This window comes from Arthrobacter sp. 05T47 (assembly GCF_056395825.1).
In genome coordinates, this window is sequence record NZ_JBFTKG010000176.1 from 1 (window position 1) to 1,032 (window position 1,032).

The window sequence follows — 1,032 nt, forward strand, 5'->3', positions numbered from 1 at the left end:
CATTATGGGTCTGCAAACCACGGGGGTTCCAGACCGCCCAAGGCCTCTGGCGGCCCGGGCCTGGCAGTCCGGCCGTCTCCGTACTCGATCGTATTTGAGATGCTCGGGGGTATGCCTGAGTTGGTCGAATGTTCCTTCCGCAGACGCTGATTCCGATAAGTAGATTGCGGACTCGGGCCTTGAGACAAAAACGCCGGAGTTGCGGTTAGTCGGCTGTCATTTTCCTCGTGGCCATAAGCGCAGTTCAAGCGCCGTCTCCATCATTCGATGAACAGTTCTTGGGTTCCGAAGGAGTGCCCGGGAACGGAGCGGGAACCAAATCTAGACGGATTCATCCGGCAGCAAGGCCCACAGCAATCCGCTGCACAGACTCTTCCTTGGACGCCCCCACCATCTCTGCGATGATCCCGACCAGCACGTCACATACCCGGCCGAGCCCGGCCACTGCCTCAGGATCACCCCCGGGAAGGTCTCGAGTCATCACGGTGAAACCTTGGGGTTCAGGACCACAGCAACATCCCCCACCGAGGCGGTGTGCGCGTAAAAGAAGTCACATTCAACGCAGGTGTACGTAACGTCGAGCAGCCCTGTGCGCGGCGGCCGGAGAGTGTCGATGGATTCGATAATCAGGTACTCATCCGTCTGGCACTGAGTGCACCAGAGCCGCTGCCTCTGGGACCCGCTGGACGGCCCAGGTTTGCTCGGATGGGAAACAATAGACATGACTGACTCCTTTGTCCGGGACATGGCGGCCCACATCCACCGGCCCCGCTTCACTCATCGTGCCCCCGTAAATCAGGCTAACTCCGGGGTCCGGGCCCAGACAAGAAACCGGCCAGCGCATGACCCAGCCCGCCCGGGACACACGCCGTACGTCGCATTCGCCCTTGGAATGACCGATACAGCCACCAGCGGTCAGGCTCTATGGTCCTTGAAAATGGCGCCGCTTAAAAGGGCGTACGTCTCGCGTGACAGCCGCAGCGGGCATCTTGAATTTTCTATGTGCCAAAACTAAACGTCGCGGTAGCGGCC

At 60.1% G+C, this 1,032-nt stretch carries 2 protein-coding genes; both read right to left on the reverse strand.

The genetic code is table 11. The annotated features are described in order from the left end of the window. Positions 1–331: 331 nt before the first annotated feature. Positions 332–484 carry a hypothetical protein gene (locus AC1DEY_RS23690; protein ID WP_476870130.1) on the reverse strand — a complete coding sequence of 51 codons (153 nt, stop codon included), beginning with the start codon at positions 482–484 and terminating at the stop codon, positions 332–334. Further along, on the reverse strand, positions 481–723 hold the full coding sequence (locus tag AC1DEY_RS23695; RefSeq protein WP_476870131.1) for a hypothetical protein: 243 nt from the start codon (positions 721–723) through the stop codon (positions 481–483). The genes AC1DEY_RS23690 and AC1DEY_RS23695 overlap by 4 nt, the downstream gene beginning before the upstream one ends. Positions 724–1,032: the final 309 nt, after the last annotated feature.

What these genes read in the sequence shown, in the direction of transcription:
- AC1DEY_RS23695 (WP_476870131.1), bottom strand. Translation starts at nt 723, where the DNA reads ATGTCTATTGTTTCCCATCCGAGCAAACCTGGGCCGTCCAGCGGGTCC.